Source organism: Streptomyces coeruleorubidus (assembly GCF_028885415.1).
GTDB classification, from domain to species: Bacteria; Actinomycetota; Actinomycetes; order Streptomycetales; family Streptomycetaceae; genus Streptomyces; species Streptomyces coeruleorubidus_A.
In genome coordinates this window covers 8,412,965-8,425,900 of record NZ_CP118527.1, presented here as the reverse complement: position 1 = coordinate 8,425,900, position 12,936 = coordinate 8,412,965, and the positions used below count along the sequence as shown (strand labels likewise).

General features: G+C 70.9%; 12 protein-coding genes. All 12 read right to left on the bottom strand.

The window, feature by feature from the left end; genetic code table 11:
- Nucleotides 1-5 precede the first annotated feature (5 nt).
- Nucleotides 6-1,163, bottom strand: a complete 1,158-nt coding sequence (ispG, locus tag PV963_RS38845; protein WP_274821130.1) for a flavodoxin-dependent (E)-4-hydroxy-3-methylbut-2-enyl-diphosphate synthase — start codon at nt 1,161-1,163, stop codon at nt 6-8.
- Nucleotides 1,164-1,167: 4 nt separating this feature from the next.
- Nucleotides 1,168-2,190, bottom strand: coding sequence for an adenosyl-hopene transferase HpnH (gene hpnH / locus PV963_RS38840; RefSeq protein WP_059423944.1), 1,023 nt, complete (start codon nt 2,188-2,190; stop codon nt 1,168-1,170).
- A 5-nt stretch (nt 2,191-2,195) separates the two neighbouring features.
- Nucleotides 2,196-2,837, bottom strand: a complete 642-nt coding sequence (locus tag PV963_RS38835) for a 1-hydroxy-2-methyl-2-butenyl 4-diphosphate reductase (RefSeq protein WP_274821129.1) — start codon at nt 2,835-2,837, stop codon at nt 2,196-2,198.
- Complete coding sequence (gene shc / locus PV963_RS38830; RefSeq protein WP_274821128.1) at nt 2,837-4,870, bottom strand: squalene--hopene cyclase; 2,034 nt, start codon at nt 4,868-4,870, stop codon at nt 2,837-2,839. The genes PV963_RS38835 and shc overlap by 1 nt, the downstream gene beginning before the upstream one ends.
- Nucleotides 4,871-4,992: 122 nt before the next feature.
- A complete protein-coding gene (locus tag PV963_RS38825) occupies nt 4,993-6,057 on the bottom strand; it encodes a polyprenyl synthetase family protein (protein WP_274822252.1) in 1,065 nt (354 codons plus the stop codon).
- Between the two features lie 74 nt (nt 6,058-6,131).
- A complete protein-coding gene (hpnE, locus tag PV963_RS38820) occupies nt 6,132-7,544 on the bottom strand; it encodes a hydroxysqualene dehydroxylase HpnE (protein WP_274821127.1) in 1,413 nt (470 codons plus the stop codon).
- Complete coding sequence (locus tag PV963_RS38815) at nt 7,541-7,702, bottom strand: DUF6380 family protein (protein WP_274822251.1); 162 nt, start codon at nt 7,700-7,702, stop codon at nt 7,541-7,543. The genes hpnE and PV963_RS38815 overlap by 4 nt, the downstream gene beginning before the upstream one ends.
- Nucleotides 7,703-8,034: 332 nt before the next feature.
- The gene (gene hpnD, locus PV963_RS38810; protein WP_274821126.1) at nt 8,035-8,985 is read right to left on the bottom strand and encodes a presqualene diphosphate synthase HpnD; all 951 of its coding nucleotides are present in this window, start codon (nt 8,983-8,985) and stop codon (nt 8,035-8,037) included.
- Nucleotides 8,982-9,884, bottom strand: coding sequence for a squalene synthase HpnC (gene hpnC, locus PV963_RS38805; protein WP_274821125.1), 903 nt, complete (start codon nt 9,882-9,884; stop codon nt 8,982-8,984). The genes hpnD and hpnC overlap by 4 nt, the downstream gene beginning before the upstream one ends.
- 359 nt (nt 9,885-10,243) lie before the next feature.
- Nucleotides 10,244-11,032 (bottom strand): ABC transporter ATP-binding protein, encoded by a 789-nt coding sequence (locus tag PV963_RS38800; protein WP_274821124.1) that lies wholly within the window; start codon nt 11,030-11,032, stop codon nt 10,244-10,246.
- Nucleotides 11,025-11,957, bottom strand: a complete 933-nt coding sequence (locus tag PV963_RS38795) for an ABC transporter permease (protein WP_274821123.1) — start codon at nt 11,955-11,957, stop codon at nt 11,025-11,027. Before PV963_RS38795 ends, PV963_RS38800 begins: the two co-directional genes overlap by 8 nt.
- Before the next feature lie 104 nt (nt 11,958-12,061).
- The gene (locus PV963_RS38790) at nt 12,062-12,934 is read right to left on the bottom strand and encodes a glycosyltransferase family 2 protein (protein ID WP_274822250.1); all 873 of its coding nucleotides are present in this window, start codon (nt 12,932-12,934) and stop codon (nt 12,062-12,064) included.
- Nucleotides 12,935-12,936 lie beyond the last annotated feature (2 nt).

The following is a 12,936-nucleotide window of genomic DNA, read 5'->3' as shown; positions in this document are numbered from 1 at the left end:
GCTCTTCAGCTCACGGTGACGGCCGGCTCCCCCGACCCCACGCCGTCCTGCTCCATCTGCTCGGCGAGCTTCATCGCCTCTTCGATCAGCGTCTCGACGATCTTCGACTCGGGGACGGTCTTGATGACCTCGCCCTTGACGAAGATCTGCCCCTTGCCGTTGCCGGAGGCCACCCCCAGATCGGCCTCCCTTGCCTCGCCGGGTCCGTTGACCACACATCCCATGACGGCGACCCGCAACGGCACTTCCATGCCCTCGAGGCCGGCAGTGACTTCGTCGGCGAGCTTGTAGACATCGACCTGGGCTCGGCCGCAGGAGGGGCAGGAGACGATCTCCAGCTGGCGCTGCCGCAGCCCCAGCGACTGAAGGATCTGGATGCCGACCTTGACCTCCTCGGCCGGGGGCGCGCTCAGCGACACCCGGATGGTGTCGCCGATGCCCTGCGAGAGCAGCGCGCCGAAGGCCACCGCCGACTTGATCGTGCCCTGGAACGCCGGACCCGCCTCCGTCACCCCCAGGTGCAGCGGGTAGTCGCACTGCTCGGCGAGCTGCCGGTACGCCTCGATCATCACGACCGGGTCGTTGTGCTTGACGGAGATCTTGATGTCCCGGAAGTCGTGCTCCTCGAACAGGGACGCCTCCCACAGCGCGCTCTCCACGAGCGCCTCGGGGGTCGCCTTGCCGTACTTCTGCAGCAGCCGCCGGTCCAGCGACCCGGCGTTGACCCCGATCCGGATCGGGGTGCCGTGGCCATCGGCGGCCTGCGCGATCTCCTTGACCCGGTCGTCGAACTGCTTGATGTTGCCGGGGTTGACGCGTACGGCGGCACAGCCCGCCTCGATGGCCGCGAACACGTACTTCGGCTGGAAGTGGATGTCCGCGATCACCGGGATCTGCGACTTGCGCGCGATGGTCGCGAGCGCGTCCGCGTCGTCCTGCGTGGGGCAGGCGACCCGGACGATCTGGCAGCCGGACGCGGTGAGTTCGGCGATCTGCTGCAAGGTGGCGCCGATGTCCGACGTACGCGTCGTCGTCATCGACTGCACCGACACCGGGGCCCCGCCCCCGACCGCCACCGGACCGACCTGGATCCGGCGCGAGGCGCGCCGCTGCGCGATCGGCCGGACCGGTACCTCGGGAACGCCCAGCGGGATGGCGGTCATGGCGTCACTCCCGGTTTCCGGAGACCGTCTCGCGCATGGCGCGCAGGGACTCCTTCAGCGATCCCATGGTGGCGAGGACGGCGGTGGGCTCGTAGCCGCAGTGCGCCATGCAGTTGGCGCAGCGCGGGTCCTTGCCGCGGCCGTACTTGTCCCAGTCGGTGTCCTCGACCAGTTCCCGGTACGTCGGCACATAGCCGTCGCTCATCAGGTAGCAGGGGCGCTGCCAGCCGAACAGCGAGTAGTTCGGGATCGCCCAGGCGGTGCACGGGAAGTCGACCTTGCCCTCCAGGAAGTCCAGGAAGAGCGGGGAGTGGTTGAGCCGCCAGCGGCGCCGGTTGCCGCCCGCGAAGGCCTTCTTGAACAGCTCGCGGGTCTGCTCCACGCCGAGGAAGTGCTCCTGGTCGGGAGCCTTCTCGTAGGCGTAGGCGGGCGAGATCATCATCTCGTCGACCTTGAGGTCGTCGTTGAGGAAGTTCAGCACCTCGATGATGGTCTGCGGGGTGTCGGTGTTGAAGAAGGTCGAGTTGGTGGTCACCCGGAAGCCGCGCCGCTTGGCCTCCTTGATCGCCTCCACGGCCTCGTCGAACACGCCCTCCTTCGCCACCGACTCGTCGTGCCGCTCGCGCAGCCCGTCGATGTGCACCGCGAAGGCGAAGTACGGGGAGGGCTTGAACTTGTCCATCTTCTTACGCAGGAGCAGGGCGTTGGTGCACAGGAAAACGTACTTCCGCTTGGCCACCAGCTGACGCACGATCTCGTCGATCTGCGGGTGCATCAGCGGCTCGCCACCGGCGATGGACACCATGGGGGCGCCGGACTCCAGCACTGCCCCCACGGCCTGGGCGACCGGCATCCGCTGCTTGAGCACCCCGGCCGGGTGCTGGATCTTGCCGCACCCCTCGCACTTGAGGTTGCAGGCGTACAGCGGCTCCAGCTCGACGATGAGCGGGAACTTGTCCCGCCGGCGGAGCTTCTGTTCAGCCAAGTACGTAGCGACCTTGATGGACTGTCGGAGCGGCATGGCCATCTGGCTCACCTCCTGGGGAGCAGCAAGGAACGGTGCCATTCGAAGAAAGCGGGAAGAACGGAACGAAGGACACGGAAAGCCGATATTCCACCGCGCACCGTGCCGATCCGGACGAGTTCATGTTCTGGAGCGTCCACGACCACCCGGACGGCCGCAACCGGGCGCACGCCCGCGCGCACGGCACTCAGGAGCGTGGCAGCCGACTCCATGTCGACCGCGATCGCGCCGGTCGCGCGCAGATCGGACCGTTCATGACCGCGCACGACGTGGTCTGAGCCGGTGAGCGGCCCGGTGTGCACCGTCCGCCCGGGCACCGCGCGGCCCAGCTCCTTGACCAGCAGGTCCGTCCCGACGCAGGCGGTCGTACCGCGCGGGTCGCGGGTCTCCTCGGCGACGACCAGGTCACCTGGGTGCATGCCCGGCGCGAGCCCCGCGCAGAAGCCGGTGGCCAGGACGGCGGCATCGCGCAGGGCCGGGTCGGCGAGCATCCGGGTGACGGACCGCTCGGCCGCCGACGGTCCCATGCCGGTGCGCAGCACGGTGACCGGCCCGCCGGCGCCGCCACGGTCCCCCGCGCGCAGGGCGAGCTGCTCGATGCCGAGCGCGCAGGCGATCAGCAGCGGGGCCGGGGCGGGCTGGGTGCTCATCAACTCCCCTTGGCCTCGGCTAGCGGCTTCCCGGCCGCCCCACTCCCCTTGTGCCGGTCGGCGAAGGGCTCCCCGTGCAGGTACCGGCCGAGCGCGGTGAGCGGGAACACCTGCCGGTAGAGGTGGTAGTTGATCGAGAAGTCCCACGGGAAGCCCGTCCCCGTGAAGTACGGCTCGTCCCAGGAACCGTCCTCCCGCTGGGTGGCGGCGAGCCACTCGATGCCGCGTTCGACGGCCTTGGAGTCCCGCTCCCCCGCCGCGAGCAGGGCCATCAGGGCCCACGCCGTCTGGGAGGCGGTCGAGGCGCCCCTGCCGCTCCACTCCCTGACGTACTTGTAGGAGCGCAGGTCCTCGCCCCAGCCGCCGTCGTCGTTCTGGACCGACTCCAGCCAGGTCACGGCCCGGCGGATCGCCGGGTGCGCGGCGGGGATGCCTGCGGCCACCAGGGCGGGTACGACCGACCCTGTGCCGTAGACGTAGTTGACGCCCCAGCGCCCGAACCACGAGCCGTCGGGCTCCTGTTCGGCCAGCAGCCACTCGATGCCGCGCCGGGTGCGCGGGTCGTGGGCGAGGCCCTCCACCGCGAGCATCTCGACGACGTGGGCGGTGACGTCGGCGGAGGGCGGGTCGATGACCTCGCCGAAGTCGCAGAACGGCAGCCGGTTCGGGAACGGGCTGGTGTTGTCGACGTCGAAGGCGGCCCACGCGCCGTTCCTCGACTGCATGCCGAGGGTCCAGCGCACGCCGCGCCCGACGGCCTTGTCCACCCGCTCCGGGGCGTGGTGGGTGATCCGGCGCAGCGCGAGGATCACCTCGGCGGTGTCGTCGATGTCGGGGTAGTTGTCGTTGTGGAACTCGAACGCCCAGCCCCCGGGCGGCAGTCCGGGCCGCTGCACCGACCAGTCACCGGGCCGGACGATCTCCTCGCCCAGCATCCAGTCCGCGGCCTTCACCAACTGCGGGTGGTCGGCGGGCAGTCCGGCGTCGACGAGCGCGATCGCGGCCAGGCAGGTGTCCCACACCGGCGACTGGCAGGCCTCGATCATCCGGGCCCCGTCCTGGCGCCACACGGCGAACCGGTCCAGCGACGCGAGTCCCTCGCGCATCACGGGGTGCTGGAGGTCGTAGCCGAGCAGGTGCAGGGCGATGATCGAGTACACGGCCGGGGGCTGGATGCCGCCCCAGCAGCCGTCGTTCTCCTGCCGCTCGATGATCCAGCGGGCGGCGCTGTTCATCGCGGCTCTGCGCAGCCGGCGCGGCGCGACCTTCCGCAGGGCGTGCAGGCCCTTGTCCATCCGCTGGAAGGCGCCGTCCCAACTGAACGCCGGGGCAAGGGGCTTGGCGGGGTTCGGGTGGGCCGGGTCGGTGTGCAGCTCGTCCAGCGGGAAGGGCGCGGGGCGTACCGGCCGCTTCGCGGAGACGATCGTCAGCGGGACGATGGTCTGCCGGGCCCAGCAGCCGAAGTCGTAGATGTTGAGCGGCATCCACTTCGGGAAGTAGATGAGCTCCGGGGGCAGTTCGGGCAGGTCCTCCCACTTCCACCAGCCGAACAGGGCCAGCCAGATGCGGGTGAAGACCCGGGCGGCGGCGATGCCGCCCTGCTCGCGGATCCAGGCGGAGGCCTTGGCCATGTGCGGTGCGCCGGGCTCGTCGCCGGCCAGTCGGAGCGCGACATAGGCCTCGATGGTGGCGGAGAGTTCGCCGGGGCCGCCGTAGAAGGTGCCCCACGTGCCGTCCTCGCGCTGCTCGCCGCGGATGAAGAGCGCGGCGGCCTGGGTGGTCTTCTCGTCGCGGATGCCCAGGAACTGACGGAGCAGCAGGTCCTCGGCGTCCATCGTGACGTTGGTCTCGAGGTCGCCCTTCCACCAGCCCTGGGCGTCCTGGCGCGAGAGCAGGAAGTCCGTGGCGCGCTGTACGGCGCGGGCGGCGGCTTCTGGTACCCCGGCCGCCGCGGGGGTGTCGGTGTCGGTTTCGCTGGCCGCGGCGGCGCGGGGTGGCAGGGCCCCGGTGCTTCCGTCGGTCGTCGCTGTCATGGCTTCCCCTTCGTGCAGTGGTGCAAGGTGTGCAGCTGCTGTGGGTCCGCCGTCGGCCGGTGCTCCGTGGTGTCTCGCGGCACCGGCCGGCGACTACGCGAGGGCTATTCGACCGATAATGATCATCTCTTTCGTACGACGACGAAGTCCGCGAGCGCCGTGAACTGCTCCCGCACCCGGTCGGGCATGTCGACGGCGTCGAGGGCTTCGATGGCGATGGTGTGCTGACGGCGTGCCTCGTCGGCGGTCCACTCGCGGCCGCCCGCCTCCTCGATGAGGGCGGCGCGGGCCGCGAACTCCTCCTCGGAGAAGTTCTCGAAGTCGCTGCTCTTGGCGTCGGCGGCGAGGATCTCGCCGAGCCGCTCGGAGGCGGAACCGCCCGCCGCGAGCGCGGCCACGACCGGCAGCGACTTCTTGCGCTGGCGCAGGTCGCTCCAGGTCTGCTTGCCGGTGGAGACCGGGTCGCCCCAGATACCGAGGAGGTCGTCGACGGCCTGGAAGGCGAGGCCCAGGTGGTAGCCGTACTTCTCCAGCGTGTCGGCGGTGCGGTCGTCGGCGCCGCCGAGGACGGCACCGATGGAGCTGGCGCAGGCGAGCAGGGCGCCAGTCTTGTTGCCCTCCATGTCCAGGCACTCCTCGACGGTGACGCGGTCGCGGTGCTCGTAGGAGATGTCCTGGGCCTGACCGTCGATCAGGGCACGGGTGGCGGTGGTCAGACGGCGGGTGGCGCGACCGGCCTCGACGGTGCCGAGTTCGAGGAGCACCTCGTTGGCGAGGGCGAACAGCGCGTCACCGACCAGGATGGCCTGGGCGGGGCCGTGCACCTTCCAGACCGTGTCGCGGTGGCGGCGCTGTTCGTCGCCGTCCATCAGGTCGTCGTGGAGGAGGGAGAAGTTGTGGACGAGTTCCACGGCGACGGCGCCGGGGATGCCGGTCTCGGGGGCGGCCGACATGACCTCGGCGGACAGCACCGCGAGGGCGGGGCGCACGGCCTTGCCGCCGTCCCCCGCCGCGGGCCGGCCCTGGGCGTCGATCCATCCGAAGTGGTAGGCGGCAACAGTGTCCATGGGAGGTGCCAGGCGGTCGATGACCGCCCGCAGTACCGGAGTGGCCAGGGTCCGGCCGCGCTCCAGGAGCGCGGTCACGTCCACCGCGGTCTCTCGAGCGGCCTTGGAGGCCGGGGGCACAGTGGGCACAGTCTCTCCTCTTGTTGCGGTACCGGGGGTGCGGGGGTCGCCTGCCGCGTTGCGTCGGTCGAGCATCACGCCGCCTCCTCGAACTCGAAGAGGTGGCGGGGGCGGGGCCGGCCCAGGGCGCCCAGCACGGCGTCCGCCGCACCGACGCCACTGCGGACCGCACTCTCCATGGTCGCGGGCCACCCGGTGGCGGTCCACGCTCCGGCCAGGTACAGGCCGGATGCCTTGGTGCGGGCGCCGGGCCTGAGGCGCCCGACGCCAGGGGTGGGAGCGAACGTCGCGGTGCGCTCCCGGGTGACGAAGAAGTCCTTCACTTCGGCGCCGCGGGTCAGGGGCAGCAGCCGCTCCAGTTCGGGCAGGTACCGCTCGCGCAGCACGGCCACGGGCTCGTCGATCTCGTCCTGGGCCGCCGACTGGGACACGGCGAGGTACTGCCCCGCGCGCAGCCCGGACGCCTCGGTCCGGTCGAAGACCCACTGCACCGGGGTGCCGAGGGCCGTGAAGAAAGGCCGGCCGAGCACCTTCCGGTCGTACACCACATGCACGTTGAGGATGGGCGCGGTGCCGATCTCCAGGAGCCGCTCGGGCGCGTCGAGGGCACCCGCGGGCAGCAGGTCGTGCGCCTCGCGCTGTGGTACGGCGAGCACCACCGCGTCCGCCTCGAGTGTCTCGCCGGGAACCTGGACGCTCCACCCGCCGTTCCCGTTGTGGGAGACGGAGGTGACGCGTGTACGGACCTCGGTACGGACGCCCGCGGAGTCGAGCGCCTTGCGGGCCAGCCGGTCGTGCAGGTCGCCGAGCGGGACCTTCGCCCAGCCGATGTCGGCCGCGCCCGGGTCGGACAGCAGACCGGTCTTGAACACCATCGCGGCGAGCCCCAGGGAGGCGTCGCCCGCGACCGCGTTGAGGGTGGCGACCCCGACCAGGTCCCACAGTGCCTCGACGGCGCGCTTCGACTGGCCGTGCGCGGCCAGCCAGCTGCCGAAGTCCTGCGTGTCCAGGGCCGGATCGGCGAGGTCGAGTCCCTTGAGCGCGAGCGCGGCCCGGCCCACCTTGGCGCGGTCGGCGAGTGACAGGTGCGGGTAGGTGGCGAGGCTGCGGCCCAGGTGCAGGGGCACGGGCAGCGCGTCGCGCCGCAGCCTGCCGAGCCGCCGCCCCGCGGGCCGCGTGACGTCCAGGACGGGCACGTCGAGCCGGTCCTGGAGCGGAGCCAGCGCCGCGCCCTCGACGCGGTCGAGGAACCAGCGGTAGGCGGTGCAGCAGCGCAGGTACACGTGCTGTCCGTTGTCGACGGTCAGCTCGCCGCGCTGGAAGGAGAAGGCCAGGCCGCCGAGTCTCGGCCTGCCCTCCAGCAGGGTGACGCGCACTCCGGCGTCGGCGAGCGCGAGCGCGGTGGTGACACCGGCGAGCCCGCCGCCCACCACGACGGTGTGCCGCCCGTCTGCGACCGGTCCCCGGGATCCCGTGCCGTGGGTCATCGTGCACCCTCCCCTGCGCGGCGGCCGTACTGCTCGAACGGCGCGCGACCGACCGTCTCCGTCAGGGACGCCGTCCCGCGCCGGAGGGTTGCCCGCCGCTTGTCTCCGACGGTCTGACCGAGAGGGGCGTCGCACCCGCGCCCGCCCGCCGGGGCCACGCGGGCGGCACCGCCCGGTCCGGCACCGACGACCGCGCCGCACCCCCGCCGACGTGCCAGGAAGAGCACTGACTCGGCCTCACGGCAGGCCCGCGGGGCATCGTGCCCGCGCCCGCCCGCCGACGTCACACGGGCGGAACCACCCGACCCGACGCCGACAACCGCGAAACGCCCCCGCCGACGAGCCGGGGAAAACACCGGCTCCGCCTCACGGCAGACCCGCGAAGCGCGCGGCACCGCGGTTTCCGACGCTGTCCGGCAGCGCAGGACTGCACCTGCGCGGCGGGCGTGAGCCCGGTCGCCGGTGGCGTCAGCCTGGACCCGTTCGTTCGTCACGCGCGCCTCCTGACGGCCCGTCGGGTCACATGGCGGGCGTCGAGGCCGGACAGGCCGCGCACGGCGACATAGGCCTTCTCCCGGCCGGGCAGGGAGACGCGGCCGCGCAGCACGGCCTCGGGGTCGCGCTCGATGCGGTCGAGGAGGCGGCGGTAGATGCCGGCCATGGCGGCGACGCAGGCACCGCTGCGCCGGTCGAGCATGGGGAGCAGCCGGTAGCCCTCGGCGAAAAGAGCGCGGGCCCGTCGCACTTCGAAGTGCACCAGGCCCGCGAAGTCGGAGCCCTCCGGTGGCTGCGGCCCGCTGAAGCCGGCCGAGCAGCCGAACTTGGCGAGGTCGTCGGCGGGCAGATAGGTGCGCCCGCCCACGGCGTCCTCGCGGACGTCCCTGAGGATGTTGGTGAGCTGGAGCGCGAGCCCGAGCGTGTCGGCATACTCCGGCGCGCGGTCCACGCCGCGCGCCCCAGGTTCCGTGCCGAAGACGCCGAGCGAGAGCCGCCCGATGGCGCCCGCCACACAGCGGCAGTAAATCTTCAGGTCGTCCCAGGTCTCATAGGTCTCACCGCGTACGTCCATCAGGACGCCGTCGATGAGCTCGTCCAGGCCGCCGAGCGGGATCGGGAAGTGCCCGGCGGCGTGCGTGAGGGCGACGGCGACCGGGTCGGTGTCGTCCTCCTCCACCTCGCCCCCGCGGATCCGGGTGAGCAGCGTCCGGGTCTCCTCCAGCCTGGCCACCTTGACGTCATGGGCGAGCGCGCCGTCACCGATGTCGTCGACCCGCCGCGCGAACGCGTACAGCGCCGACATCGCACGGCGCTGGGGCGTCGGCAGCAGCCGGATGCCGTAGGCGAAGTTACGGGCCTGCCGCCCGGTGACGGCCTCGCAGTAGCTGTAGGCGGCGAGTACCGGTGGGGATGCGTGTGGTTCCGACTCCACGGTCCGGATCACCCCTCTCCTCGCAGAGTCACGCCCACCTCACGCAGCAACTGGACCTTGCCGGGCTTGGGCGGGCCGGGAAGTACGTCGTAATGGGCGGCGGCGATCGCGCGGACGGCCGCCCTTCCCCCCGCCACGAACCCTGCGAGCAGCAGCTTCAACCTGCCGTGGACGCTACCCACCAGGGGGGCGCCTTCATTCAGGAGATCCAGGGCCCTTTGCGCTTCGTACGCAATCAGAGCACGGACCGACGCTCCGGCGGATTTCGTGGCGAGGTCCGCCTCCTGGACGTGAAAGCGTTTCATGTCGGCGGCGGGCAGGTAAACGCGGTCGCGGCCGAGGTCCTCGGCCACGTCCTGGAGGTGCTCGACGATCTGGAGGGCCGTGCAGATCATGTCGGAGCGGCGGATCCGCTCGGGCGTCGAGGTGCCGGTGACGGCGAGGACGAGACGGCCGACGGGGTTGGCGGAGAGCTCGCAGTAGGCGAGGAGGTCGTCGTAGGTCTCGTACCGGCCGACCAGCTGGTCCTGGCGGTTGGCCGCGATCAGGCCGAGGAACGGCTCGGGGGTCAGGGAGCGGCGGCGGACGGTCGGCTGGAGGCGGCGCAGCAGGGGATGACGGGGGGTCGAGTCGAAGACCCTGCGCAGGTCGGCCTCGAAGGCGTCCAGCAGGACCAGCCGGTCCTCGGCCTCCTGCGGGGACACGCCGAGCAGGCGGGCGTCGGCGCCGCCGGGGGCCAGGTCGCCGTCGCCGATGTCGTCGACGAGACGGGCGAAGCCGTAGACGGCCATGAGGTCGGCGCGCCAGGCCCGGGGCAGGAAGAAGGGGGCCACCGGGAAGTTCTCGCCCGCGGCCTTGTCGAGCGTGCCGCGCTCCGGATCGAGGGCGCGCGCCGTGCCGGCTCGCGTCACCGCCGACTGCCCGGCGCGAGGACGGCACGTGCTGCGTGGAGCTGGGGAGTTTCCGTAGCCATTGCCGTCACATCTCCCGTTCTACACTGCCGACCCAATACACACTATTTCGGACACGCCGCCCAGCCGTCCGCACGGTGGTGCGACGAGCGATGTCGCGCATTATCGCCCTGATTGCCGTGTTTCGGGACCGGTACAGCTTACGTTGTACAACGCATCGAGGTTCGCCAGGGTGTCCCGCGCATCACGAGAACACACCGATTGGCCCCAAGATTCCTAAGTAGGGCCGGAGTTGACGCTTCTTTTGCAGACGCAGGGCCCCGCCGGAACAGTTCCGGCGGGGCCCTGGCCGAGCCGGGCTACTTGCCGGTGAACTTCTCGTATTCCTTCAGCACCTCGTCGGTCGGGCCGTCCATCCGCAGCTCACCGCGTTCCAGCCACAGGACGCGGTCGCAGGTGTCGCGGATGGACTTGTTGTTGTGGCTGACCAGAAACACCGTGCCGGCTTCCTTGCGCAGCTCCCGGATGCGGTCCTCGGAGCGCTTCTGGAACTTGCGGTCACCGGTGGCCAGGGCCTCGTCGATCATGAGGACGTCGTGGTCCTTGGCCGCGGCGATGGAGAAGCGGAGACGGGCCGCCATGCCGGAGGAGTAGGTGCGCATGGGCAGGGTGATGAAGTCGCCCTTCTCGTTGATACCGGAGAAGTCGACGATGTCCTGGTAGCGCTCCTTGATCTCCTCCCGGGACATGCCCATGGCGAGCCCGCCCAGTATGACGTTCCGTTCGCCGGTGAGGTCGTTCATCAGGGCCGCGTTGACGCCGAGCAGCGAGGGCTGGCCGTCGGTGTAGACCTTGCCCTGCTCGGCGGGCAGCAGACCGGCGATGGCGCGCAGCAGGGTCGACTTGCCGGAGCCGTTGGAGCCGATCAGGCCGATGGCCTCGCCGCGGTACGCCACGAAGGAGACGCCTCGTACGGCGTGCACCTTGCGCACGCCCCGTGCCTCGTCGTCGGAGCCCCGCTTCAGGATGCGGCTGAGCGCGGCGGTGGCGCTGCCCTTGCCGGTCTTGGCACCGTTGACGCGGTAGACGATGTGCAGGTCGTCCGCGACGACGGTGGGGACCCGTGCGTCCTGCTTCTGCTCAGCCACGGCCGTACCTCTCCTCCGCCTTCCAGAAGTACACGAAGCCACCCAGGGCGAAGAGCACGGCCCAGCCGCCGGCGGCCGCCCAGATGTGGTCGGGCAGGTACTTCTTCGAGTCGTAGTCGTCGATGAGGGCGAAGCGCATCAGGTCCATGTAGACCGCAGCCGGGTTCCACTGGAGAACGTTCGAGATCCAGTCCGGCTTGTCCTTGAGGAAGATCGGAATGGAGAACATCACCCCGGACGCGTACATCCACGTGCGCATCACGAACGGCATCAGCTGCGCGAGGTCGGGGGTCTTGGCGCCCGCCCGGGCCATGATCAGCGCGAGGCCGGTGTTGAAGCAGAACTGGAGGGCGAGCACCGGCACGATCAGCAGCCAGGACAGGTCCGGGTAGTGGCCGAAGCCGACCGCGATGGCGAACAGCACGATCATCGAGAACAGCAGCTGCTGGAGCTGCTGCAGCGCGAAGGAGATCGGCAGCGAGGCGCGCGGGAAGTGCAGGGCGCGGACCAGGCCGAGGTTGCCGGAGATCGCGCGTACACCCGCCATCACCGAGCTCTGCGTGAAGGTGAACACGAAGACGCCCGTGACCAGGAACGGGATGTACACCTCGCGGGACATGCCCCGGTCGGCCTCCAGGAGCAGGCCGAAGATGAAGAAGTACACCGCCGCGTTCAGCAGCGGTGTGGCCACCTGCCACAGCTGGCCGAGCTTGGCCTGGCTGTACTGGGCGGTCAGCTTCGCCTGGGAGAAGGCGATGATGAAGTGCCGCCGTCCCCAGAGCTGACGGACGTACTCGATGAGGGACGGCCGGGCGCCGCTCACGCTCAGCCCGTACTTGGCGGCGAGCTCCCTCGCCGTGAGTCCCTCGTCGGGCGCCACGGGCGCGGTCACCGCGACCGTGGCGTCGTGCGTTGTCTCACTCACTAGTGGAAACTTTCGTCTTCGAGATGCGCGGCCTGTCCGGCCTGTATGAGCCGGGGGCCAGGGTACGGCCCGAGAGCTCCCGGATATTCCCGGATACGAGCTTGTCAGATGACGGGGGGCCGGCCCAGTCGGGTCAGCCGCCACACCGTACGCCACTTCATGGGCCGGCGGGGCCCGCACGGGGTGGTCCAGCCCTCGCGGAATCCACCGAACCAGGCCCGCAGGGCGGAGCGGGAGGGACGGCGTACCAGGGTGAGCAGCAGCCACACGCCGAGGTAGACGGGGACGAGGAGCGCGGGGAGGTTGCGGCGGGCCAGCCAGACGCGGTTGCGGGCGACCATGCGGTGGTAGACCGCGTGCCGCGAGGGAGCGGTCGTCGGGTGGTACAGCACCATGTCGGACCGGTAGTCGATCATCCAGCCCGCGTCGAGGGCCCGCCATGCCAGGTCGGTTTCCTCGTGGGCGTAGAAGAACTCGTCCGGAAGTCCGCCGACGTCGGCGAGGACCCGGGTGCGGACGGCGTTGGCGCCGCCGAGGAAGGTGGTGACGCGGGAGGAGCGCATCGGGTCGGAGGCCCGCAGCCGGGGTACGTGCCGGCGCTGGGTGACGCCGGTGTCCGGGTCGGCTATGCGGAAGCTGATGATGCCGAGCTTCGGGTCGGCCTCGAAGGCCTTGCGGCACAGCTCGGCGGTGTCGTGGCCGGCCAGCAGGCCGTCGTCGTCGAGGAACAGCAGGATGTCGACGTCCCGGCCGGCGGGGCCGAAGGCCTCGATGCCCACGTTGCGGCCGCCGGGGATGCCGAGGTTCTCGGGCAGCTCGATCGTGCGGACACCCTCGGGGACGTCCGGGACGGGCGAGCCGTTTCCGACGACGACCACCTCGACTCGGTCGCCGTCCTGCTTGGCGACCGAGTCGAGCAGGGCGCGCAGCTCGTCGGGGCGGTTGCCCATGGTGATGATGACGGCGCCGACCTTCATGC

Excerpts from the sequence above, each read along its gene's own strand:
- ispG (WP_274821130.1), bottom strand. The coding sequence starts at position 1,163 with ATGACCGCCATCCCGCTGGGCGTTCCCGAGGTACCGGTCCGGCCGATC.
- hpnH (WP_059423944.1), bottom strand. The coding sequence starts at position 2,190 with ATGGCCATGCCGCTCCGACAGTCCATCAAGGTCGCTACGTACTTGGCT.
- PV963_RS38835 (WP_274821129.1), bottom strand. The coding sequence starts at position 2,837 with ATGAGCACCCAGCCCGCCCCGGCCCCGCTGCTGATCGCCTGCGCGCTC.
- shc (WP_274821128.1), bottom strand. The coding sequence starts at position 4,870 with ATGACAGCGACGACCGACGGAAGCACCGGGGCCCTGCCACCCCGCGCC.
- hpnE (WP_274821127.1), bottom strand. The coding sequence starts at position 7,544 with ATGACCCACGGCACGGGATCCCGGGGACCGGTCGCAGACGGGCGGCAC.
- PV963_RS38790 (WP_274822250.1), bottom strand. The coding sequence starts at position 12,934 with ATGAAGGTCGGCGCCGTCATCATCACCATGGGCAACCGCCCCGACGAG.